General features: G+C 50.2%; 23 protein-coding genes and 4 pseudogenes. 20 read left to right on the top strand and 7 right to left on the bottom strand.

Annotated features, from left to right (window positions below; genetic code table 11):
* Positions 1-2 precede the first annotated feature (2 nt).
* Positions 3-1,459, bottom strand: a pseudogene (locus DW082_RS10280) (DUF3945 domain-containing protein).
* 312 nt (positions 1,460-1,771) lie between these two features.
* On the opposite strand from DW082_RS10280, the pseudogene DW082_RS10275 reads away from it, so the two are divergent.
* The 8 genes and pseudogenes from DW082_RS10275 to DW082_RS10245 all read left to right on the top strand — a co-directional run bounded on the left by DW082_RS10275 (position 1,772) and on the right by DW082_RS10245 (position 7,306).
* Positions 1,772-2,889: pseudogene (locus DW082_RS10275) on the top strand (tyrosine-type recombinase/integrase).
* Positions 2,890-2,955: 66 nt separating this feature from the next.
* Positions 2,956-3,120 carry a hypothetical protein gene (locus tag DW082_RS14555; RefSeq protein WP_182424150.1) on the top strand — a complete coding sequence of 55 codons (165 nt, stop codon included), beginning with the start codon at positions 2,956-2,958 and terminating at the stop codon, positions 3,118-3,120.
* Between the two features lie 26 nt (positions 3,121-3,146).
* Entirely contained in the window at positions 3,147-3,593 is a 447-nt protein-coding gene (locus tag DW082_RS10270; protein ID WP_118032884.1) for a pentapeptide repeat-containing protein, read from the top strand.
* Positions 3,594-3,666: 73 nt separating this feature from the next.
* Positions 3,667-4,218, top strand: a complete 552-nt coding sequence (locus DW082_RS10265) for an ankyrin repeat domain-containing protein (RefSeq protein ID WP_117508533.1) — start codon at positions 3,667-3,669, stop codon at positions 4,216-4,218.
* Positions 4,219-4,265: 47 nt separating this feature from the next.
* The gene (locus DW082_RS10260) at positions 4,266-4,778 is read left to right on the top strand and encodes an ankyrin repeat domain-containing protein (protein ID WP_008763874.1); all 513 of its coding nucleotides are present in this window, start codon (positions 4,266-4,268) and stop codon (positions 4,776-4,778) included.
* A 46-nt stretch (positions 4,779-4,824) separates the two neighbouring features.
* Positions 4,825-5,685, top strand: a complete 861-nt coding sequence (locus DW082_RS10255; protein ID WP_118458472.1) for a hypothetical protein — start codon at positions 4,825-4,827, stop codon at positions 5,683-5,685.
* A gap of 55 nt (positions 5,686-5,740) precedes the next feature.
* Positions 5,741-6,691 carry a hypothetical protein gene (locus DW082_RS10250; protein ID WP_007662662.1) on the top strand — a complete coding sequence of 317 codons (951 nt, stop codon included), beginning with the start codon at positions 5,741-5,743 and terminating at the stop codon, positions 6,689-6,691.
* Between the two features lie 24 nt (positions 6,692-6,715).
* Entirely contained in the window at positions 6,716-7,306 is a 591-nt protein-coding gene (locus tag DW082_RS10245; RefSeq protein ID WP_004295259.1) for a DUF4948 family protein, read from the top strand.
* Positions 7,307-7,334: 28 nt separating this feature from the next.
* Here DW082_RS10245 and DW082_RS10240 read toward each other — a convergent pair whose 3' ends face one another.
* The 6 genes from DW082_RS10240 to mobA form a co-directional block, all read right to left on the bottom strand.
* Positions 7,335-7,721, bottom strand: coding sequence for a hypothetical protein (locus DW082_RS10240; protein WP_004319173.1), 387 nt, complete (start codon positions 7,719-7,721; stop codon positions 7,335-7,337).
* The gene (locus DW082_RS10235) at positions 7,718-8,113 is read right to left on the bottom strand and encodes a hypothetical protein (RefSeq protein WP_004295258.1); all 396 of its coding nucleotides are present in this window, start codon (positions 8,111-8,113) and stop codon (positions 7,718-7,720) included. Before DW082_RS10235 ends, DW082_RS10240 begins: the two co-directional genes overlap by 4 nt.
* Positions 8,114-8,117: 4 nt before the next feature.
* Positions 8,118-8,399, bottom strand: coding sequence for an Imm17 family immunity protein (locus tag DW082_RS10230; RefSeq protein ID WP_009123648.1), 282 nt, complete (start codon positions 8,397-8,399; stop codon positions 8,118-8,120).
* Between the two features lie 142 nt (positions 8,400-8,541).
* Positions 8,542-10,551, bottom strand: a complete 2,010-nt coding sequence (gene mobC / locus DW082_RS10225; RefSeq protein WP_007662663.1) for a conjugal transfer protein MobC — start codon at positions 10,549-10,551, stop codon at positions 8,542-8,544.
* 37 nt (positions 10,552-10,588) lie between these two features.
* Positions 10,589-11,734 carry a conjugal transfer protein MobB gene (mobB, locus tag DW082_RS10220; RefSeq protein ID WP_004295463.1) on the bottom strand — a complete coding sequence of 382 codons (1,146 nt, stop codon included), beginning with the start codon at positions 11,732-11,734 and terminating at the stop codon, positions 10,589-10,591.
* A complete protein-coding gene (mobA, locus tag DW082_RS10215) occupies positions 11,728-12,150 on the bottom strand; it encodes a conjugal transfer protein MobA (RefSeq protein WP_004295462.1) in 423 nt (140 codons plus the stop codon). The genes mobB and mobA overlap by 7 nt, the downstream gene beginning before the upstream one ends.
* Positions 12,151-12,853: 703 nt before the next feature.
* Here mobA and DW082_RS10205 point away from each other — a divergent pair.
* The 12 genes and pseudogenes from DW082_RS10205 to traJ all read left to right on the top strand — a co-directional run bounded on the left by DW082_RS10205 (position 12,854) and on the right by traJ (position 22,986).
* The gene (locus DW082_RS10205) at positions 12,854-13,606 is read left to right on the top strand and encodes a ParA family protein (RefSeq protein ID WP_007559008.1); all 753 of its coding nucleotides are present in this window, start codon (positions 12,854-12,856) and stop codon (positions 13,604-13,606) included.
* 6 nt (positions 13,607-13,612) lie between these two features.
* Positions 13,613-14,035 carry a DUF3408 domain-containing protein gene (locus DW082_RS10200; protein WP_004295459.1) on the top strand — a complete coding sequence of 141 codons (423 nt, stop codon included), beginning with the start codon at positions 13,613-13,615 and terminating at the stop codon, positions 14,033-14,035.
* A gap of 41 nt (positions 14,036-14,076) precedes the next feature.
* Entirely contained in the window at positions 14,077-14,496 is a 420-nt protein-coding gene (locus tag DW082_RS10195) for a DUF3408 domain-containing protein (protein ID WP_004295458.1), read from the top strand.
* Entirely contained in the window at positions 14,493-15,233 is a 741-nt protein-coding gene (locus DW082_RS10190; RefSeq protein ID WP_004303801.1) for a hypothetical protein, read from the top strand. Before DW082_RS10195 ends, DW082_RS10190 begins: the two co-directional genes overlap by 4 nt.
* A gap of 145 nt (positions 15,234-15,378) precedes the next feature.
* Positions 15,379-15,681 (top strand): DUF4134 domain-containing protein, encoded by a 303-nt coding sequence (locus DW082_RS10185; RefSeq protein WP_004319158.1) that lies wholly within the window; start codon positions 15,379-15,381, stop codon positions 15,679-15,681.
* Positions 15,682-15,701: 20 nt separating this feature from the next.
* Entirely contained in the window at positions 15,702-16,028 is a 327-nt protein-coding gene (locus tag DW082_RS10180) for a DUF4133 domain-containing protein (RefSeq protein ID WP_029429442.1), read from the top strand.
* Positions 16,025-16,945: pseudogene (locus DW082_RS10175) on the top strand (TraG family conjugative transposon ATPase); the annotation flags it as partial. The gene DW082_RS10180 and the pseudogene DW082_RS10175, both read left to right, overlap by 4 nt.
* Before the next feature lie 601 nt (positions 16,946-17,546).
* Positions 17,547-19,208: a group II intron reverse transcriptase/maturase gene (ltrA, locus tag DW082_RS10170; protein WP_004319152.1), complete on the top strand. Its 1,662-nt coding sequence runs from the start codon at positions 17,547-17,549 to the stop codon at positions 19,206-19,208.
* Positions 19,209-19,321: 113 nt separating this feature from the next.
* Positions 19,322-20,899 (top strand): annotated as a pseudogene (locus DW082_RS10165) (TraG family conjugative transposon ATPase); the annotation flags it as partial.
* Positions 20,900-20,913: 14 nt separating this feature from the next.
* Positions 20,914-21,228 (top strand): DUF3876 domain-containing protein, encoded by a 315-nt coding sequence (locus tag DW082_RS10160; protein ID WP_032558181.1) that lies wholly within the window; start codon positions 20,914-20,916, stop codon positions 21,226-21,228.
* A 35-nt stretch (positions 21,229-21,263) separates the two neighbouring features.
* Complete coding sequence (locus DW082_RS10155; protein WP_182424149.1) at positions 21,264-21,884, top strand: DUF4141 domain-containing protein; 621 nt, start codon at positions 21,264-21,266, stop codon at positions 21,882-21,884.
* A 19-nt stretch (positions 21,885-21,903) separates the two neighbouring features.
* Positions 21,904-22,986 (top strand): conjugative transposon protein TraJ, encoded by a 1,083-nt coding sequence (gene traJ / locus DW082_RS10150; RefSeq protein WP_029429443.1) that lies wholly within the window; start codon positions 21,904-21,906, stop codon positions 22,984-22,986.
* The last annotated feature ends 5 nt before the right edge of the window (positions 22,987-22,991 follow it).

Below are 22,991 nucleotides of genomic sequence, written 5' to 3'. Positions count from 1 at the left end.
CGTTATACCTTGACACCTTTGGAGTTGCTCTTTTTGCTGCTGCGGTAATTTTTCTTCTGCGTCGGGGTGGCTTCCTGCTGTCCCTGCTTGAGCGGCTCTTTCACACCTTTGACCGCTTCGACGGTCTTGCCCTCGGAATTGACGGCGACCTGGGTACGGCTTTCAACGGCGGGTTTGACCTCCGCTCCCTGCCGTTTCGCACGGTCGGGATTCCAGCGGAAGAAGTCCATCTTGTTACGCTCGAAGTTGGGCTTGACCCAGGCGTTGAACGGCTCACCCTGCCCGTCCTTGACCATGCCCTTGATGTAGAAAGCCTTGACATCCGCCCGCTTGGAGGGATCATTCACCGCTTCCGTCCACTGGTCATAAGCCTCTTTGGGCACGGAGGCTTTGAGGATTGTCCGGTGAATCGTGAGCGTGGGCTGTCGTTCGGAGGCCGTAGTTTCCTGCCGTCCGTTTTTCTCGGCGGCCTTCTGGCGGTAAATCTCCTTGTTCTCCTGGGCGTAGCGGTTGCGATCCAAACCGTCGTAGGTAAAGGAATAGTTACGTTCGGCCGCGTCGATTTGGATATAGGCATCCCGCTTATAACCCGCGCGGTGGTATATCCTTCGAGCAACACCTTGCCGCCGCCGTAGAAATCCATCTGCTTGCCTTCCGAGAGGTCGGCCTCCTTGATGCGGGCACGTTTTTCGAGTAACGAAACGGGCATGGGTTCCAGCGTGTTCGTCCATTTGTCTATCGACACGTAGCAGGGCGTGAGCTTGCCCGGCTCCAGCTCCAGGTCGATCACTTTCCCGGCGTGGCGGGTGTTCATCAGGTTCGTTTTCGCCTCCTCGTCGAGCAGCACCCCGTGGAAGGGGGCGTCGAGGTCGGGCCGTTCCTGCCAGTAATGCGGCACGACGCGCAGCGAGCCGTCCGCCTGCTCTTCGAGCGACACGCGCCCTTTGGTGGAAACACGCATCCCGTTCTCCAGTTCGGGGTTCATCTCCACCAGCCCGTTGGATTTATGTCCGTAAGACATGGCTTTCAGGTGCGGCTCGATGTCCTCCATGCGGATACCTTTCTTCTCCATATCCGCCAGGTCTATCTTCGTGACGTCCAGCGGCTCGAACTGCCGCTGCTCCTGCGTCTGAAGCCGTTCGGAGGGGTCGATACGGTAATTTTCCAGAATCTCCGGGTCGAAGTCGATGCGGATAAGTTTGTTCAGGGCATTCTCCGTCATGACGAAGATACCCGTGTGGACGGGGTTCTGGGCCTGTTCCATGAACTTTTTGAAGAAGGCTTCGAGGGCTGAATCCTGCGTGTTCACGTTCAGCAGGCTCGCCACATTCTGATCCGTGGGGTCGGCGGTCTGGATATTGCCGTCCCGATCCACGCCGGTAACGGCTTGCAGTCGTCCGTCGTCGGCATTCTGAACGAGCATGACTTGTTTAGCGTCGTTCTTTACGTTTTCGTCCATAATTACGAGTGTTTTTAGTTAGCACCAATAGCGATGCGGGAACGAAAGTAAGGGGAACCGGCTGAACGTAAAAGAGTTGGAAAGGCTATGGAAGCATCGGGCACAGAAGTGGCCGCTTGTGGCGCAGGGCAGAGGAAATCGGAGAAACGGAGTGCCGGGAAGGACGGATTTGGCAGAGGGTATTTTCGTGGCTCCTCACCTTATTGTCAGGTAGTCGGGATCTATTGTTAAATGTCAATAAAGCGCATGGATAACCCGTGTTTTTTTATAAATTTGCGAAAACGGGTTTCAATATCCGACAAAACGTGAGGCATGGAAATATATACCCCAAAAACCAAGATCAAACTTTCTCCGGTGATAAGAAACGGGAGAGAATTTGTCGAAGTGACTTTCGGTAATGACAATGACATCCGCTTGTCGCTGTCGAAGGAAGAAAACGTACTGCTTGTCGGCGGCAGGGCTTATCTGCCGGCAGAAGATTTCGTGCTTGCCGAGTTCTTCGACCGCTATGTGAAAATGGCGTTTATAGACTATTCTGCCATCAAGGAAACCGCCCCCCGTAAAGAGGAAGACAAACGGCCGCCACTGCCGGAAGGCTATCTGGAAAAACTTCAGCAAGTGCGTTACAGTGACCATACCGTAAGGTATATACCTCCTATTTCCGCGATTTCCAACAGCATTTCGAGGGGCGTAAGATTGAAACGGTTACCCCCGGCGAGATAAACGACTACCTGCTGTATCTCATCCACGAGAAAAACATATCCTCCTGCCAGCAAAACCAGCGTATCAACGCCATCAAGTTCTATTACGAGAAAGTTCTCGGTCAGGAACGGCGGTGTTACAAGGTGAACCGTGCCAAACGGGAGAAGACGCTGCCCGACGTGTTGAGCAAGGAGGAAATAAAGAAGATACTCGACGCGACGGTGACAGACCTGCGCTTCTTCTGCATGTTCTCCATACTCTATTCCGCAGGATTGCGCATCAGCGAACTGCTGGAACTGAAACCCGGCGACATCAACGAATCCCGCTCCCTGATACGGGTGCGGCAGGGTAAAGGAAAAAAAGACCGCTACACCCTGCTATCAAAACCGTTGATGAAAAAGCTGACGGAATATAACAGACTATACAAACCGAAAGTGTGGCTTTTTGAACACAGACCGGGCGAACCTTTCACCGAGAGTATCGTGTCGAAACGGCTGAAGGCAGCGGCCCGGGAAGCGGGAATCACGAAACGGATTTATCCGCACCTGCTGCGCCATTCGTTCGCCACCCACTTGCTGGAGCAAGGAACCGACATCAAGATTGTGAAAGAGCTTATGGGACATAACAACATCAAGACAACGGAAAGGTATGTCCACATAGCCGACACTTTCAAAAGCAATATCAAAAGCCCGTTGGACGATCTGTTGATGGAGGAAGACGAGGTCTGATACTTAAAGAAAATAACAGCCAAATCGGCTGATAGTATAACGTTATCGTCAAGTAAATAGAAGGAAATGAATAAGATTAAAGAAAAATGGTCTGATCCAATATTTCTGGAGCAAATTAGCCCTGTTTTAGAGCAATTTACCCAAAGCAACATCGAAATGTCAAACTTAGATCTATCGGGTATAGAACTTAGTTGCAAATCATCAGTTATTCAGTTGCGTAAAGCATACTGAAACAATCAAAATTTGAAACAATCAACATGTCTTATTCATTTCTTTCTTGTTCTGTTGTTGAAAGTTCTTTGTACAATGTTGATTTTTTCAGAACGAAATTTGACGGTTGTTTAATGGATAAATCAATTTTCAAAGAATGTAATTTTCGAAAATCTAAGTTGGTAATTAATGCTAATGATGCCATTTTTGAGAATTGTTGCTTTATTGATGCTAAATTTGGTATTACAACATATGGATATGAATATGGTGGCAGGCGGACAAAATTTTATAATTGTGATTTCACCGGTGCTGAATTTAAAAATGTAGAGTTTAGAGCCTCAAAATTCTATAATTGCAATTTTACAAGAACAAGATTTATCAGTTGTGATTTGCGAGGAATTAAATTTGAAGGAAATAAACCTAAAATAGAGCAGTATGAGAAAATGAAAATTCCGGAAATGATTCCTGAATATAATATTTCAAGCCGACGATAACAAGCGGCTCAACCTCCCCTGAAAAGGTCGGTTAGCCACCAAACATTAACATCCCAATTAAAAGCATGAGAAAATGACTAATTATTTTGATGATAAACAATTATATCCACTATTGTTTCAGAATGACTTTTCAAAGATTCTGTCTTTCCTTGAAAAGTATGGGCTAAATAGCGTGGATAGAAATGGCAGGAGTTTTTTAATGAATTGCATAGCTGAAGGGAAAAATGATTTTGCTTATAAACTTATAGAATTAGGCGCAAATTTAAATCATCAAGATGCGAGTGGGGCATCCCCTTTATTTGCAGCAATTTGGGCATATAATATAGAAATGATAGTTTCTTTACTTGATAATCCAAGCGTTGATAAAAATATAACGGATAATCAAGGAAGAAATGCACTTCGGATAGCATTACAATATCATCCCGAAGATTGTGAATTAATGATAAGATTTATACGTGCTGGTGTAAACCCATTTTCATGCGACAACAATGGCGTATCATTTTATGATCTACTTCAAAAATACGCTTCGGGTAGTATAACTAAAGGAGGACGCAAGTTGAATGTGAAACCAATTATTATTGAAATAGAGAATGGGATGTTAACAAACAGCAAACCGACTGAATAAGCGGAACGCTGCCGGACATTATCGTTGTCAACATTAGAATAAAAAAAATGAAAACAATAGAAGATATGAAACTTGAATTATTGAGTGATAACTCAAATAAGTTCATGCAGACTCTAATAGATTATGACATAAAAAGTAAAGACAAATATGGCAGTAATCTACTTCATTATTATATAATGAACTATGATAGTATTGTACATCCAGCAGGTGTGATTATATCCGAATTTATAAAAAAAGGATTGGATATAAATGATAAAAGAAAAGACGGACGGACTGCATTATATCTTTCTGTTCAGTGTCAGCTACAAGATATTTTTGAAATACTCCTGAATAGCAATGCAGATTTGGATATACAAAATGTAAATGGGAATACTCCTTTATGGGAAGCCGTTATGCGATACCGTGGAGATGGCTTCTTTATCGAACAACTTTTGAAAAATGGGGCTAATCCCGATATAAAAAATAACTATGGAGTATCTCCTAAATCATTGGCAAGAACTATCGCAAATTATGATGTAAGAAGATTCTTTAACAACGATAACAAACAGCAAACCGACTGAACAAGCGGCACGCTGCCAAACATTAGCAACTTGTAAAAAAATAACAATGACACATAACGAAGCCATAGAGTTATTAGTTAAAGAAGCAGCTTCATCTGACAAGAAACGGCTTACGGAGCTATTTCTGCAAACGTTAGTGAATGGACAGATTCATTTTGGACTTCAAGTATTGTCTAAAATGAAAACTTTTCATGTACATTCTTACTCGTATTTGAATATACCTAAGACTGGAGATAGATTCAAGGATGATAGGTTAATAGCAAAAGAATATAAGAAACCAGTTTTAGAACGGAATGTAATTGCTTTTGAAGATATGCCCAAAGAACAGCAAGCAGAAATCGTTAACCAAACTAATCTTCAACATTGTATTTTATGTTCTTGCCAATTTGAGCGTAATCTGGAGGAATATCCTTACGACCCTCTTATTGGACCTTGTGATGATAATATTTATGAGATGTTGCAGTGCTTATGGCAAGAAAATAAAGAGAGCCAAAGTTCTCTTCACAATCAAGGGCTTCAAAATGAAGGACTGTATATTCTTAAAGAAGTCTTTGAAACTATTATATCTGTGCAGAAATCAGACGGAATTCGTGATGTGTTCAAATTATTGAAGAAAAAAGAATTTTTCAAGCATTGGAAGAAAGAAGGAAAATGTATTGATGCTGAATTTTGTGCAGAACTCGCTTTACAAAATTTGTTGGAAATAATGGGGTATCTTGGCATTCTCCATACTGAAAAATATAAAGGAGCTTTTTATGAATATTACGGAGGATGTCCACCCAGAAGTAGCGGTCGTTCGGATTGGAATTATCCAGTGGATTTTTGGAGGGGCACAAATGGTATTGATAAAGTCGCTTTTCAGTATTGGTTTGGAGAATATAAAGAGCTTGAAAAATTTTGGAAATAAGTTGCTAACACGCAGCACTACCGCTTAAAGCGGAACGCTGCCGAACATTACAGCTATGGATATAACGAATAGAATTATTGTCGCCTTACTGGAACGAATGAAAAGTAGAAACAAGAACTTTTCATTATCAAGACCTAAGTTTCATCGGTTGTTTCAAATAAATCCCGATGGCTACTTATGGTATGGCGAGAAACTGGAGCGGCATTTACTTAACAAATATGGAGAATCGGCTGATACATTGAAATATCTTGATATATATTATTTCATTTCCAATATTGTGCGGTTGTATTACATGCCTAAAAATTCAAATTCGGAGGAAAACGAGTTTGGAAAGCTATACGCTTATGGCTCCATAATAGGGTTACACCGTTGTCATATTCCAGATAAGCGAATATATCTGAACCGATTGTTAAATACTTTACTGTTCTGTTGTCCGACTTCTGAAGAATATATCCGTAGATTCCGCTGGCAAAAAAACGGTATATATTACAAATCGCAGGATGTGGAAGTTCTTATTGCCGATACATTTACAGAAATACGGGAATCGGACAAACAATCAGAATCCATTGAAATAGTTGAGTCAATAGTCAATGAGACATACCGTTATCTGGTAGGCTCAAATACGGGGCTTCCATTTGTCCGTTCGGAAACTTTATTGCACTACAACCTGAACCCATCTGATTATATGTGGCTATATCAGCACGATAAGGAATTGTTTTATACTTGTCTTGATGCAGCAGCATTACAGTCGGAGATTTTCAGTTACAAGTCATTTGTGTACAATTTCAACCTGTATATTCTAAAAGACGCAAATATATTGGATGAATTGTCCAGATATTCCAAATGTTATGAAGCCGTTTTAGAACTGCTTTTCAAATCCGATTCAATTATGCAGAACTCTGTTATTCGGCAAATCAAATTATGTAGAAATGAAGATACCATTAAACAGAATAACAGATTGGATGCTATTAACAAATGGCTCAACTCCCTAAACAAGATTGGTTAGCCACAGAACATTAAACATTAGAAAATGAGAACACCAGTCATAATCCTGTTATTTGTAATCCTGCTTGCCGTAAGCTGCGGAGAGCCTCCCATGCCGCCGTCGGACGAGGAAATGATACGCCATTTCACCACGCACGAGGTGGCGTTCCGTAAGGTGTACGAAATCATGGCAGAGAGTTCAGAAGGTAGTTTTCACTACCCGCCGCTTTCTCCGGAAGAGGTTATTATACTTGATTCAATGGAGCAAAGCGATACATCCCATGAAACGAATGATGAACAAGACATCCCGGTATATGGACTGTTGAAGCCGGAGCGAATCCTACTCGACTCCCTGTTATCAGAGATTGGATGCGGTTTTATCCTTGTTGATCGCAGGGAATGGGGAACGGCAGATTCGGTATATGTGAGCCTCGTTATGCCGTACTACTCCCACGGCATCGTGGATGCCGGAACGTCCAAGAGTTTCGTTTACGATCCCGGATTGAGAAGCCGTCGGAATATCCGTATCACCGAACATGGCGACCTGAACGAGATCTACCGCAGGACGTACAACGACACCACGCTTTACAAGCCCATCAAGGGAAACTGGTACATCGAGTTAGACCATTCGATATAACGGCCCGGAGTCCGTATCAAAGTATGTATCACTTTTTGTCAAGAAGATACATCATAAAGCAGATAATGGCCATCGCAAGGAAAAATAACAGAACCGCAAGGAGTTCGTTAAACCTGCACTTGGCATAGTGAGACATCACTGCTTTGCCTCGCCATTTGTAAATCCTGCTGACGAGCGACATAACGGCAAATGTGACAATGCTAAAAACGACACATGGCAACAATGCCGACACACCTGGAAAAAGCCGGATAGTAACAGTCATCATAGGGAATATCAAAAGAGCGAAGATATAAATCGAGAGCATCATTTCGCCATCGACCCTGCCTGTTCGTCTTGCCTGCTTCCATTTCTCCCCCATCCACCAGAGGTAATCCCAGAGATAAAACCGTTGCTTATTCTCCTGCCGTTTCATCATGCCCAATGTATAAATCCGAGGTGGAACATCAGCGCTACATTTGCCACGATCAGGGCGATAGCGATAAGAACTATTTTGGCGAGCTTCCTGCCGGGATGTTTCATCTTCCCGTAATGTTCACGGAGCGCTTCACGCCGTCCGGCTGTATAGCGTAGCTTGCAGAATAAATCGGGAAGAAAGCAGAGAGGAATCACTATGGCCAAACCAATCATCCAGCCGAAAAGGCGCAATATCGGCGGAAACCCAAGCGGTATGAGTAGGACGAAGAGCCAGCACCAAAACAGTAGCATACGTCCGTTGAGATTGGTACGCTCCCTTTCGTGCCATATCTCGGCTACATACCACATATAGTCGATGAAGCAGATCCGGTATTTGCGATTGTCCTTTTCCATACCGTTATCTCCATACAAAGAAACCAACCAATATAAGTATAATCAGAACGCTGACCAACACAATCTGAACCCTGCGGCGTGTTTCAGGCTTGCAATCGTCAAATAACCACAGTTTGCTGTTAAACTGCCAATGACACGCCCATTTCCAACGGAACAGCAACCCTGCAAGCCATAGGGCAAGCAACCCGACACCAAACAGCAACCCGTATTGCGGGTGAGCCTGCAACCACTCGAAAAACGTTTCCGCCTTGCTGTTCATTGCTTCGTATATATCGGTAACTGTCATACTTATAATTAAAAGGATTCCGAACACAAAAATAATGTTTTCCGTTCACATAATCACTACTTTATGCTCCAAAACACCAGCTGTGCGGTTATAAAACCAGGAAACAGCCCCCGTTAAGGTAACGGAGGGTGTTTGTGTTCATTTAGTTCTGTTCCGGCAGGAGCTTGCAAAGCACCGGGTCGTTCTTGATACGTTCCAGCTCCTCGGCGACGATGCGGCCGGCCTCTGCCTTGATACGTTCGTAGTTTTCCTGCACGACCTGTTTCATGTGATCCGTCCCATTCTCATCCGTGAAGTCGGTAATTTGTGGTATCTTCTTGTACCGGGCCGTTTCCGCTTTCACTTTTTCGTTGTCCACGACAATCTCGCAGTGGAAAATCTTCTGCTCGATACGTTCGTCGAAATTGTCCGCCACGGCCCCGACGAACATTCCCTGCGTGAGCGTCGAGATCTTCGAGGCCGGGATCAGGCTGTCCAGCTGCGTGGATATGGATGTCGATTTGTCGCTGCGGCTCAACGTCATGCTCTGCCGCTTCTGCAATACCTTACCGAACCGTTCCGAGAGTGTTTTGGCCGTTTCACCTACGACCTGCCCGGAGAAGATGTTGCCCACCGTGTTCATCACGACGGCGGCCTCCTTGTCCCCGTAGTCCCTCTTCAACTGTGAAAAATCCTGGAAGCACAGCAGCACGGCGACCTTGTTGCTTCTGGCCGTGGCGATCAGGTTGTCGAGTCCCTTGAAGTAGATTGTCGGCAACTCGTCGATGATGATGCCCGATTTGAGCTGGCCTTTCTTATTTATGAGCTTGACAATCCGGGAATTATACAATCCCAAAGCCGCTCCGTAAATGTTTTGCCTGTCGGGATTGTTCCCCACGCAGAGTATCTTGGGATCGTCCGGGTTGTTGATGTCGAGCGTGAAATCGTCGCCCGACATGACCCAATATAGCTGGGGCGAAATCATGCGGGAAAGCGGAATTTTGGCCGATGCTATCTGGCCCTGGAGCTGGTCTTGAGCGCCTCCGAGCCAGGCATCCATAAAGGGGCTGAGGTAGTTTTCGAGTTCCGGGTAGGATGTCAGAATCGGGAAAATATCCTCGTACCGCTTGTTCAGGAACTCGATGGCGTGCGGGAAGGTACAATACCGCCCGTTGTCGTAGATGCGCAGGAACCAGATCACGGCCGCGAAAAGGATAATGGGGCTTTCCACAAAAAAATCGCCCTGCTTCTGCACCCAACTTCGGTTCAGGTTGAGCATGATGGTATAGGCGCTCTCGTAGGCGTCCGAAATATCGGTCATGAAGTCCGGGTGAATGGGGTTACAGCGGTGCGAGCGGCGCGGGTCGTCGAAATTTATGACGTAGAAAGTCGGGATTTTCTTGTAACCTTTCTGGTGATTCAGCAGGTGGTTGTAAGCGATTTCCGAAAGATCGGGAAACTTGTAGTCATAGATGTATTGGGTATAGCCCTTTTCGATTTGCTGTTTAATGAACTGGTTTACAACACAATAACTCTTCCCGCTGCCCGGGCTTCCCATGCAGATGCAAGCCCTTTGCGGGTTTACGACGTTGGCGAACCCGTTGTTCCACTGTTTGTTATAGTAAAATTTCGTCGGCAGATTTATGGAGTACTCGTTCTCGATCAGGCGTGTTTCCTGCTGGAATGATTCGTTCTCGTTGTTGAAAGGGTCATCCATGAGATTGTTCTTCAGCAGGCGGGACATCCACACGCCGCCCATCAAGAGGCAGATATACCCGGCCGATAGGGTCAGTATGTAGAAAGCCGCGTTCGCCGTTGCCGTCAGCGGCAAGTCCAGCAGCCACCAGTTGAAGAAGAACAGCACGCCTCCCGTGGCCAGCGATGCCGTGATTTTCCGCCAGGTAATTTTCTCCTCTTTTACTCCTTTTGTCCCGAGGCATGAAAGGGCGAGGAACACGACGGCGAAAAGTTTCGTCCATAGTATATTCCGGAACAGCCCCGCGGTGCGGTCGAAGTTCAGCAGAATCCTATCGACCACGCCGATATTGATTCCCCATTCCCGTATCTGCCCGTAACAGAACCAGTAGATGTTGATAACCACGAACAAGATACTCAATGCCCGCATGAAATCCATTGTTTTTGCAAGACCCCGAAGGTCGTCTTCCTGTTGCATAACCGTAAAATTTAATAAATGAATGATAATTGAGATGTTATACTTTCCTCCGTCGTGAGGTATTCCGCTTCCGTTGCCCGTCCCGTCCGGCAGGCGCTTGTTTCGGGGACAAGCCCCTCGTGTTTTCCCCGGGATTCCGTTTCCCGCCGAAGCGCAGCTCGAAGGCGTTGGCCGAGTATGCCTTTCCCAGCCGTGATCCGTTCACGACCGTCCGTGTTTCGTGGTCAATGAAGGTCACACCCACGATGCGGCCGTTTTCGTTGCGTCGTATGTAGAGATCCACCCGGGCTCCCCGCAGGCGTTCGCGCAGTTCTTCCTCCGTGGGTTCTCCCCGAAGCGCTTTATCGACCCGGCCACGGATTTGCCTCCTCGTGTCGTCCTTCCCGAACCGTTCGGCGCTGCGCTCCATGTGCCGTTCCAGCCCGTCATACCCGACCTCTTTACCGAACAGTGAGGATTTGAGCGGCGCGGCCACTGCCTTGTCCCCGTTCTCGTCCAGCAGCGTGTAGAGCAATCCCCGGTAGGGGGTTCCGTTCCGCTCTCCCCGGACTTCCTCTATACCTATATTATATAGGGACAGCAATGCCCGGAACTCGCCGAGGGTCTGGAAGCGGTATGTCGCCACGGCCGGTTTTATTACCGCTGCCACCTGGCGTTTCAGGTCGCCCCGCGTGTAATCGGCGGGGACGATCCCTTGCCCTTTCTCCCGCCTTCTCCCTTTGGCGGGATGCAGTCCGTACTCCCGTTCCAGTTCCTCGGTAACGGCCACGCTGCGTTCGTTGCGCCTGCTGTCGTTTATCTTGCGCCCGTCCTGGGCCACCTGCACCGACACGATATGGATATGCTCCCGTCCGATGTCGGTATGCTTGAATACGATATAAGGTTGTCCTCCCCAGCCCATGCGCTCCATGTAGGCCCCGGCTATCTCCGCGAGTTGCCCGTCGTCGAGGCGGTCTTCGGGAGCCGGGTTGAGCGACACGTGCACGACGGGTTTTTCCGTCCGGTAGTGCGAGGGCATCCAGCGCAGGAGGTCTTCTGCCGTCGCGGCCACGTTGAAGCGCCCATCCGCCGGCTCCCTCACGATGTGGGTCAGCAGCACCTTCCCGTCGCCCCGATCGACTTTCTCCTGGTTGTACGCCAGCGCGCCGTACACGTCTTTTCCGGTGGTGATATTGGCTACCATCGCTGTTTGAACTCTTCGGAGAGCGACACGACCTGCTGCCCGACGGCCGCCAGTTCACGTGTCGCTCTCTCCAGTTTATAGAGCAGCGCGAGTGTTTTCTTCTCGGAAAAATGCGCGTGCAGCTCCTTCACCACCTGGTTATAATTCGTTCCCACGGCACGGAATTGGGCGTGGAAAGCGGTCAGCTTCGCCACGTATTCGAGCGTTCCCCGGTCGGTCTTTACCACCCGGAACGCCTCGTTGAACACTCTCGCTTTGATAAAAGCGGCTTTGGACAATAGCCCGGACTGCTCGTAAAGGTCGAGGAAACGGGCATGTTCCACGGCTGAAAAGTTTACCGAAAAGCGGTAAACGGCCGGGTCGTTTTTCGCGGGTCGTCCCCCTTTGCCCCCTCGGGGCTTTCTGTTCTTTTCCATCGCATCGAAATTTTAAGGAGAGGCCAGGGCCCCACCGGTTCCTGAAAATTCCGATCCCTTCGCGGCTTGCCGCCCTTCTGAAAAGCACCGACTCCGGAGGTGCTTTCTCCCCCTTGCGGGCAAGCTGTTTTCTGCTGCAAAACGAGAATCGTGCAGCAGAAAACACAGCTTGCTATTTGCCCTTTGCAAATACCTTCTGCCCGCTCGCGGACAGAACATTGAAAGAGCCGCCGTAAAACGGGGCAAGGACGGCTTCATTAGCGTCGGGATCGTTCACGAGGCAAAGATACCGACCTATTCAATCGCTTGTACTACAAGTGATTACGCCACTTGCGTCCACTTTGATGCCACACGCGGCCATAGCGGAAAAAGAGCATACAACCCGTGTTTTTAAGGGTTTACTTTGCACGTGAGAACGGATACGGGCAATGACACATCCTCCTGTCCGCACACGTGCGGACGGATGCAGAAAACACCGTGTGCAGAGGAAAAAGCGGGTCTTTGTCCGGATAAGCAAATGCGGTTGCGCATGAGTATAAAATCGGACACGCGCCCATGCACCGGCATACCGGCGTAACAGCCTGCCAGCGCACCAGCATATATGCGTGCCGGCATACCTGCATAAAATCTCATGCCGTCACTTGCCCGGATACGTGAAGAGATGAACGATTACCCGATTGTATAACTAAAAACGCATGGAACAATGAAAGAGAAAACGAAATTCGTGGCCTTCTCCACCCAGAAAGGCGGAGCGGGTAAAACCACCCTCACGGTGCTGGCAGCCTCTTACCTGCACTATGTAAAGGGTTTCAATGTCGCGGTCATCGACTGCGATTATCCCCAACACTCCATCGTGGAGATGCGGGAACGTGACCTGAAGCTTGCCCTCGAAGACGAACATTACAAGAGGTTAGCTTACGAACAATTCACCCGGCTTCAAAAGAAAGCCTATCCCGTCGTGGAAAGCAACACGAAAGAGGCGTTGGCCGATGCCGACTACCTCCTGCCGCAAGGTGATTTCGATTATGTGTTCTTCGACCTTCCCGGTACGATCAATAACGAGGATCTGATTCATTCCCTGGCCGGAATGGATTATCTCGTCGCCCCGATCAGTGCCGACCGGGTTGTCATGGAAAGCACCCTGAATTACGCGGTTGTGGTAAAAGAGCATATCATGGGCCGCGAGAAGTCCCGGATGAAAGGGCTGTATATGCTATGGAACATGGTGGACGGACGTGAAAAAACAGAGTTATATCAGGTTTACGAGGCGGTAATGAAAGAGCTGGATCTTCCTGTTCTGAAGACCTTCCTGCCTGACACCAAGCGTTTTCGTCGTGAGCAGAACGCCAGCCGTCGCTCTGTCTTCCGCTCCACGCTCTTCCCGGCAGACCGTTCTTTGATCCGGGGCAGCAACCTGGATAAACTCGTGGATGAATTGATCGAACTGTTAAAGTAGGATCTTATGAGCGGAAAAGAACATGACGACGGTTTGGACGCTTCCTTCATCATCAGCCAGGCCAAAAGCCGAAACCGGCCATTACATCCTTACACGCCGGAAAAAGAGGAGGAGGCATCGGCTCTATCGGAACCGTCCGGCGAGGCCGCCTCCTCGTCGGCTACGAAAGAGGAGGGACGCCGCCGAAGAGGGAAAGGCCAGGATTACGAGCGTCTTTTTATCCGGAACGCCCCCTCCAATACCCGAAGCGGCAAAACGGTGTATATCCGCAAGGAGTTTCACGAGCGTATAACCCGGATAGTGCAGGTTATCGGTAAGAACGAACTCTCGCTGTATAGCTACCTGGACAATGTGCTGGAGCAGCATTTCGCTACCTATCAGGAGGAAATTTCGGAACTCTACAAGAAACGGAACTCCGATATTTTTTAGTTATGAACCCAATATTTACAACCTATTAAAAACAATCCATCATGTCAGACAAAGCAATTATTTTATCTGTTATCCTGGCGGCCGTCCTTTGCGTCGCCGTGCCCTTCATCTTCCGCGTGTGCCGCTACCGGCGCAGGATGAAAACCCTTATCGTCCCCGACGGCCCTTCGGGGGAGGTCGCCGTGGGGACTGTCCCCACCCCCGAGGCCGAGTACCTGGCCCGTTACATCTGCCTGCTACGGCTGCCTTTCGCCGGTAACAAGCACGTGAAGATACGTCCGTCGTATCACGAGCGTATCCGCGAGATCACCCGTGTCATCGGTCGTGGCGACGTGACGATCACGGCCTACGTGGACAAGGTTCTCAAGGCGCACCTGGACGATAACCGGGAAACCATCGAGCGGCTTTTCGAGGAGCGTGAGGCCGTGGCCTCCCGGCAACCCAAAGCGGAGGAGCGATGAACGGGGCGTTGTGGCTGCTGCCCCTCTTTGCCGTGGGGTATGCCTTGTGGGCGTTTTTCCGCCTGCGGCGGATGGAACGCAACGAACCGGCAGACGGGATCGTTGCCGAAGACACTCCCTGCCGACAGGAGATCATCGGCAGGAGCCGCTTTGTCCTCGACCCGCGCCACTCCCGGCCACAAGCTGCCGTAGAATCTGAAACTGAAAAAGTTACGGAAAAAGCCGATATATTTGTGCCCACGAATGTACCCGAACACCCCCGGCAGATTCCGCCGGAAGACCTGGATGAAGTGTTCGGTGTCGCTCCCGAGGGGGAGCCTAACGAACCTCTGGAAATCGACTTTCCGCTGTACGATGAATCTTTCCCGGATGCGGACGCGGAGGAGCCGGATTATGACGAGGATGAAGACGACACCGAAGAGCTGCCCCTTTTGGGCCGCTCGCTTGCCCAGGGGGTTAGTTTTGAACAGATGGGCGAAGCCTACCGCCACGTGGTACACGATCCACCTTCAACAGACGAGCAAAGGGAGGAAACGGGACGTGTCCTCCTGGGCCTGAAACAGACCGACATGTTCGAGGTCATCGTTTCGGGCCGCCCCGACGGGAACGACAGGGTAAAATCCCTGATCGACACCTACCTCTCGGCTTTTCACCGGCGTATGTCCGAGAGGTCTGCGGAAAGCCCATCTCCGCAGGGTTCGGTTCCCACGGGTTTCGACGTCCGTGAGTTTGTTTAACCCCATAATGACATCACGATGAAAGAAAAAGACTACGGGTAGCGCATGAGGTTACCCGCGAACCACTGAAAAAATCCGAATCAAGAAGTTTAACCCGGTGCGGGGCCTATCCATCCCCGCGCCACAATTCAAACATTATCGAGTTATGAGAAAGAACAAGATTCTTCTTCCGGCGGCATTTCTCTTTGCCGCCATCTCCTCCGCTTTCGCGCAGGGCAACGGCATCGCCGGCATTACGGAGGCTACCAACATGGTAACCAGCTACTTCGACCCCGGCACGAAACTCGTGTACGCTGTGGGGGCTGTGGTCGGCCTTATCGGGGGCATCAAGGTCTATAACAAGTTTTCGAGCGGCGACCCCGACACGTCGAAGACCGCCGCGAGCTGGTTCGGCGCGTGTATTTTCCTGATTGTCGCCGCGACGATCCTACGCTCTTTCTTCTTGTAGTCCAACCTGTCATGCAAATAATTATGGAATATGGAATCAACAAGGGAATCGGCAAGAGCGTGGAGTTCCGGGGCCTGAAGGCGCAGTACCTCTTCATCTTCGCGGGCGGCCTGCTGGCCGTCTTCGTGGTGTTCGTCATCCTCTACATGGCAGGGGTCGATCAGTGGGTATGTATCGCTTTCGGCGTTGCGGCGGCTTCGGTGCTGGTCTGGCTTACCTTCCGCCTGAACACCCGTTACGGGGAACACGGGCTGATGAAGCTGCTCGCCGCGCGCCGGCATCCCCGCTACCTGCTCAACCGCAAGTCCCTGCGCCGGTTGCTGAAAAGAAAGGGGGGCCGCGTATGAGAAACCTCTTGAAAGCCACCACGCTGGAAAGCAAGTTCCCGCTCCTGGCCGTGGAAGGCGGTTGTATCATCAGCAAGGACGCGGACATAACGGTCGTCTATCGGGTCGAACTCCCGGAGCTGTTCACCGTCACGTCCGCCGAGTACGAGGCGATCCACGCCGCCTGGTGCAAGGCCCTGAAGGTCTTGCCCGAATACAGCGTGGTACACAAGCAGGACTGGTTCATCCGCGAGCGTTACCGCCCGGCCACGGGCGAGGGGGACATGAGTTTCCTCTCCCGCAGTTACGAGCGGCATTTCAACGAGCGTCCGTTCCTGACCCACGCCTGCTTCCTCTACCTGACGAAAACGACGAGGGAGCGTATGCACATGCGTTCAGACTTCTCGACCCTCTGCCGGGGCAACATCATTCCCAAAGAGGTAAACCGGGAATCGGCGACAAAATTCCTGGAGGCGGCGGAACAGTTCGAGCGTATTCTGAACGATTCGGGTTTCCTGACCCTTGTCCGCCTCACTGGGGACGAGATCACGGGTACGGCGGATTGTCCGGGCCTGCTGGAACGGTACTTTTCCCTCTCGCTCTCGGAGACGACTTCTCTTCAGGACATCGAGCTGGGGGCCGAGGTTCTGCGCGTGGGTAACAAACGGGTGTGCCTGCACACGCTCTCGGACACGGAAGACCTGCCGGGGCACGTGGGTACGGACACCCGTTACGAGCGTCTTTCCACCGACCGTTCGGACTGCCTGCTCTCGTTCGCGGCCCCCGTGGGGCTTCTGCTTTCCTGCGACCACCTTTACAACCAGTACGTGTTCCTGGAAGACAGCGACGAAAACCTGCGTATGTTCGAGAAACGTGCGCGCAACATGCAGTCCCTTTCCCGCTACTCCCGCGGGAACCAGATAAACAAGGAGTGGGTGCGATACGTCGCTGTGTAAGTAATTGTTAAACTTAGATTTAACCCGTTGTTTCGTCAACGGTAGCCTATGGACAGATGCACCAATAGTAATATACTGTATCAAAGCTGTCCAGACAAGGTAGCCCTTCCGAAAGGAGCAGTCAGAACCGTGAGGGAAAGACAATGGCTGTTAGTATCATACAGTCAGGGAGCTTGGCTTGGGTGGTATGGTTAGCGTAAGCGAACTGTCGTCTAAACGTCGTAAGGTTGAAGAAGCCAAAGATACTGATAGGCTTCAGCCCAAAAGGGAAGCAGTCGGTTATTCCTCTCCATTCTGGGAATACACGAACAGAGTACTGCCGGTGTAATAGACAGAACCTAACCCACTTATAAGTTACTTGCACGGAACGTAGTAAGCCCGTATTTCTCCTGCCAATGACAGGTAAGCAGACCGTAAGGAATGCCGAATGGAGTGCGGGTATAGGATTGCAGAAAAAGCGAATGCCACCCTGTAATGGGGTGAATAGGGATTGAAACATCATCCCGCTGCGAAAGCAGGCTGACTTCTGCGGTAGGTGATTCTTTACAAGAAACTTTTAGAACTTTTAAAAGGAGAAAAGCAAATGAACGAAATTAAAAAATCGTGTGCATCGACTGACCAAACGCAGAGCAAATGGGACAGTATAAATTGGCTCAAATGCGAAGCTGCGGTTCAAAAGCTACAAGCGCGTATTGTAAAGGCTCAAAAAGAGGGTCGCCACAACAAGGTCAAAGCCTTGCAGTGGACACTGACCCACTCGTTTTACGCTAAAGCATTAGCGGTAAGACGTGTAACTTCCAATAATGGGAGTAAAACGGCTGGCGTCGATATGGTAACATGGAAAACGCCAGATGCTAAAGTGTGTGCAATAACCGAACTGAAAAGGAGAGGTTATACACCCCAACCTCTGAGACGAGTACATATCAGAAAGAGTAACGGGAAATTAAGACCATTGGGTATACCAACTATGAAAGACCGGGCTATGCAGGCATTGTATCTGATGGCACTGGCTCCCGTAGCTGAAACAACGGCTGATGCCAATTCTTATGGTTTCAGAAAAGAAAGGAGCACGGCAGATGCCGTTCAACAATGCTTCAATGACCTGGCAAGGACGACATCCCCACAATGGATCTTAGAAGGTGATATCAAAGGTTGTTTCGACCATATCAGTCATGAATGGTTGCTTGACAATATCCCTATGGATAAAGTTTTGCTCCGTAAATGGTTGAAAAGTGGATTTATTTTCAACAAGCAACTTTTTCCGACAGAGGAGGGAACTCCTCAAGGCGGCATCATCTCCCCAACTCTTGCAAATATGACTTTGGACGGACTGGAAAAACTGCTTGCCGATAGCTTTCCGATAAACCGCTCGAAGAAAAATTACTATACTCCTATGATAAATCTTGTTCGCTACGCGGATGATTTTATTATCACAGGAGAGAGTAAGGAGTTGTTGGAGAACCATGTTAAACCATTAGTCATTGAGTTTCTTCAAGCAAGAGGGCTTACCTTATCAGAAGAAAAGACTAAGATAACTCATATAGAAGAAGGGTTTGATTTTCTTGGGTTCAATATCAGAAAATATAAAGGCAAGTTTATCACAAAACCATCCAAGAAGAGTCGAAAGAGATTTTTAGATAAGGTTCGTGAAATAGTGGACAAGAACAAGTCTTCTAAGCAACAATCTTTGATACGATTGCTAAACCCAGTCATTAGAGGATGGGCGAACTACTACAAGGGGTGTTCTGCATCGGAAACTTTCCGTAAAACAGATGCACAAATTTTCAACAAACTATGGCGATGGTCTCGCAGAAGACATCCCAAAAAAGGTAAACGATGGATTGCCAACAAGTATTATCACACTGTAAGAGGTAGAAGCTGGACTTTTGCCGTACCGCTTGAAAACAGGAAAGTGGATAAATACCACACTCTTGTGAGATTGTCGGATACGAAAATAAAGCGACATATCAAAATCCGCAGTGAGGCCAACCCATATGATGCCGATTGGAAAGATTTCTTCGATCAATACAAGACCCGAAGAATGCTTGCACACTTAGACGGCAAGCAATATATCTATCGCCTGTGGAATCAGCAAATGCAATGTTGCCCTGTGTGTGGCAAGCACATCACACGGGAAACTCCCTGGAAAATTACTGAAATGACAGGGAGCAGTAGAAAGGCGAAAGTCCTAATACATGATCATTGCAGCCGAATTACTAACAGAAATAAATGGAAGTTACTATGAGCCGGCTTTTAGTTACAAATAAAAGTTTTGAATTGCTTGAGCCGTATGAGGGGAAACTCTCACGTACGGTTCTTAGAGGGGAAAGCTCCCGTAAGGGGGCTGACCTACTCGACATCGACCAGTATCTCAACGAGGCGCACTCGTTCGGTCTTCAATCCGTCCGGGCCCATTTCAACGTGCTGGCCTGGTCGGACGACGTGCAGGAGCTCCGGCATATCCGCAATGATGTGGGCAGCCAGCTCGCTCTGATGGAGTGCCGCCCGCGCCACAACACCGTGGACGCCGCCACGCTCTACTGGGCGGGTATGCCGGGCAACGCGGGGGATTTCCCCGCCGAGGAATCGTTCTACACGTTCATCGAGCCCGCGGTCTGTTTCTTCACGGAGGAAACCAACTATAAATCCTCGTCCAGCCCTTTCGGCATCAAGCTGTGCGACCGCATAAGCGGCAGGCCCCTACACCTGGACATCTCGGACGAACCGATGAAAAAAGGGATCATTACGAATAGGAATAAATTCGTGTTAGGCGGCTCGGGGTCAGGCAAGTCGTTCTTTATGAATCATTTAGTTCGCCAATACTGGGAGCAGGGCACGCATGTCGTGCTGGTGGATACCGGTAACAGCTACCAGGGTCTTTGCGAGCTGATCCGGCGTAAGACCAAAGGTGAGGACGGCGTGTATTTTACCTATACCGAGGAACATCCCATCAGTTTCAACCCGTTCTACACCGACGACTACTATTTCGACGTGGAGAAGAAGGACAGCATCAAGACGCTGCTGCTGACACTCTGGAAAACCGAGGACGACAAGATCACGAAGACCGAGAGCGGCGAGCTGGGCAGTGCCGTGAACGCCTATATCGAGCGTATCCGCGCCGACCGGAATATCGTGCCGTGTTTTGACAGTTTCTACGAGTACCTGCGGGACGACTACCGCCGCGAGCTGGAGGAGCGGGAGATCCGGGTCAGCCGCGAGGATTTCAACATCGACAACATGCTCATCACCCTGCGGCAGTATTATAAGGGCGGACGCTACGACTTCCTTCTGAACTCCCGGGCCAACATCGACCTGCTCTCGAAGCGCTTCGTGGTCTTCGAGGTGGATTCCATCAAGGAAAACAAGGAGCTTTTTCCCGTGGTCACCATTATCATCATGGAGGCTTTCATAAACAAGATGAGACGGCTCAAGGGGGTACGCAAACAGCTCATCGTCGAGGAGGCCTGGAAGGCGCTCTCTACGGCCAATATGGCTGAATATCTGCGTTATATGTATAAAACAGTCCGCAAATACTACGGTGAGGCCATCGTTGTGACGCAGGAGGTCGAGGACATCATTTCCAGCCCGGTGGTCAAGGAGGCGATCATCAACAACTCGGACTGCAAGATCCTGCTCGACCAGCGCAAGTTCATGAACCGTTTCGACGCGATTCAGTCCTTGTTGGGGCTGACCGACAAGGAGAAGGCGCAGATTCTCTCGATCAACCAGTCCAACGACCCTTCCCGTAAATACAAGGAGGTCTGGATCGGTCTGGGCGGCGTTCAGTCGGCGGTCTATGCCACGGAGGTCAGCGTCCCGGAGTACCTGGCCTACACGACCGAGGAAACGGAGAAAGTGGAGGTACAGCGGCTTGCCGGGGAGCTGGGCGGTGATATGGAACTGGCGATCAGGCAGCTCGCCGAGGGCAAACGTTAAAGGGAGGGCAGGCCATGTATCGCAAGTGTATCGGATCAGACCCCACGGCGGCGCATTTGGACTTCGCGCTGTACGAGGTGGCGGGCGAGTGGGAAAGCCGCTCGGGTTCTCCCCGGGTTCGCATCTACCGCAACCCGGGACGCCGGGGCGGCGGTTTTTACGTGGAGGTGTCCTACAAGGACGGGACACGCTTCTCCCGTCCCGTGAGGAAGTATTGGGGAGGTATCCGTTACTTCGACCTCTACGGGTATGTCGCCCTGGCCTACGATGCGGGGCGCGAGGTGCTCCAGCTCTCCGCCTACGGGGATTATTACCGGGCGTCGGAATGACCGCCCAAGTATTCACGAATTAAATAATGAAAAGGATGAAACGATTGATTTTAACGCTGTTCGTGGGGCTTCTTTGCTTCACGTACCAGGCAAAAGCGCAGTGGACGGTCATCGACCCGTCGAACCTCGTTCAGAACATCAAGAGCGCGGTTCAAAGCTCGACCACGGCGACCAACATGGTCAAGTCGCTGCAAGAGAGTATCAAGATTTATAACCAGAGCAAGGCTTACTACGACGCCCTCAAATCGGTGCATAACATCATCAAGGATGCCCGGAAGGTGAAGCTGACACTCGAAATGGTCAGCGAGATCACGGAAATCTACACCTCGGGATTCAACCGTATGGTTTCAGACCCGAACTTCACGGTGGACGAGCTGGCGGCGATCTCGGCGGGTTACGCCCGGCTGCTGGAGGAGGGCGGCGCGCTGGTGACGGAACTCAAGACGGTCATAACCGGCGGCAACGGCCTCTCGCTCTCGGACAAGGAGCGGATGGACGTGGTGGATCAGGTTTACACGAAGATGCTGGAGTACCGCAACCTCACGTGCTATTACACGCGCAAGACCATCTCCGTGTCCTTCATCCGCAGCCGCGAAAAGAGCGACGCGCACCGGGTGCTGGCACTTTACGGGAACCCGAACGACAGATATTGGTAACCTGAAAACGGAGGCAGTCATGGATTTCGACAATTTACACCAGGTTCTCCGGAACCTGTATCAGGAGATGATGCCGCTATGCGGCGACATGATCGGGGTGGCGAAAGGTATCGCCGGCCTGGGTGCGCTCTTTTACGTGGCTTACCGGGTATGGAAGGCACTGGCCAATGCGGAGCCTATCGACGTGTTCCCGCTCCTGCGGCCTTTCGCCATCGGCTTGTGCGTGATGTTCTTTCCCACCGTGGTTCTGGGGACGATCAACGCCGTGATGTCGCCCGTGGTGCAGGGCACGCACGCCATACTGGAGGGGCAGACATTGGATTTGCAGGCATACCAGCAACAGAAGGACGATTTGGAAGCCGAGGCCCGCAGGCGCGAGGGCAAGGCTTGGTTAGTGGACGACGAGGTGTATGAACAACGGCTTGCGGATATGGGTATCACGGATTTGGGCGAGATTATCAGCATGTGGGCCGAACGCACGTGGTACGACATCAAGGCCGGTTTCCGGCAGCTTGTCCGGGACTTCTTCGAGTTGTTGTTCAACGCCGCGGGGCTTACTATCGACACGCTGCGGACATTCTTTTTAGTCGTGCTGTCGATTCTGGGGCCCTTGTCGTTCGCCCTCTCCATTTACGACGGCTTTCACTCGACGCTCGCGAGCTGGATTTCCCGCTATATCAGCGTGTACCTTTGGCTTCCCATCGCCGACCTGTTCTCCGCGGTGCTGGCCAAGATCCAGACGTTGATGCTCCAGGCGGACGTCCTGGCCCTGCAAGACCCCAACTACATTCCCGACAGCGGCAGCGGTGTCTATATTATCTTTTTGATTATAGGTATCATAGGCTATTTCACGATCCCCACCGTTGCCGAGTGGGTGATCCAGTCGGGCGGAGCCGGCGGGGCTATGGGCGGTATCAACAAGGCCGGGGCATTCGCCACGGGTGTCGCTGGCGGTATCGCCGGCAACATGATCGGCCGCACGTTCGGGCGTCGCGGCGGTGGCGGTTCCTCCTCCGGTAACGGCGGCGTTGGCGGCCCGGCTTCGGGCAGTGCCCCCAACGGGCGCAACCTGGCAACACAAGGTAACAATAATCATTCATAACAATT

Origin of the sequence: Alistipes sp. AF48-12 (genome assembly GCF_003477565.1) — a bacterium.
GTDB classification, from domain to species: Bacteria; Bacteroidota; Bacteroidia; order Bacteroidales; family Rikenellaceae; genus Alistipes_A; species Alistipes_A hominis.
This window is presented reverse-complemented; position numbering and strand designations above follow the sequence as displayed.